The 324-nt window shown below is 67.6% G+C and carries 1 protein-coding gene; it reads right to left on the bottom strand.

Annotated elements, in window-relative coordinates; translation table 11 throughout:
• On the bottom strand, window positions 1-233 hold a 233-nt coding region (locus ADL15_RS21135; protein WP_198170919.1), incomplete at its 3' end, for a helix-turn-helix domain-containing protein.
• Window positions 234-324: the final 91 nt, after the last annotated feature.

Below are 324 nucleotides of genomic sequence, written 5' to 3'. Positions count from 1 at the left end.
TCGACGGCTTCGCGGACATAGCGCCAAGCGGTGGCCACACCGATGTCGAACCCGGCAGCCAGGCGGGTGTAGGTGTCGCCGTTACGCAGGTGCGCGAGTACAAGTAAGGCCGGTTCACCGGGGTTCAGGCGCCGCCAGCGGGAGCGGCGCTGGCGGCGGTGGGCGCGGATCCGGTCGGCGAGGTGGTTCAGCGTACGACTGGACAACGGGATCTTGGCGGGGTACGACAGCACAGCGAGGCTCCCGGTCGGGGCATCGGATCTTGGTCGACTGCTGTCTTACCTGGAGCCTCGCACCTATCGATCCCCGGGCCATCCACATCTG

This window comes from Actinoplanes awajinensis subsp. mycoplanecinus (assembly GCF_001509495.1).
In the GTDB taxonomy this organism is placed as follows: domain Bacteria; phylum Actinomycetota; class Actinomycetes; order Mycobacteriales; family Micromonosporaceae; genus Actinoplanes; species Actinoplanes palleronii.
The sequence above is the reverse complement of the archived record's forward strand: the minus strand, read 5'-3'. Positions and strand labels throughout refer to the sequence as shown.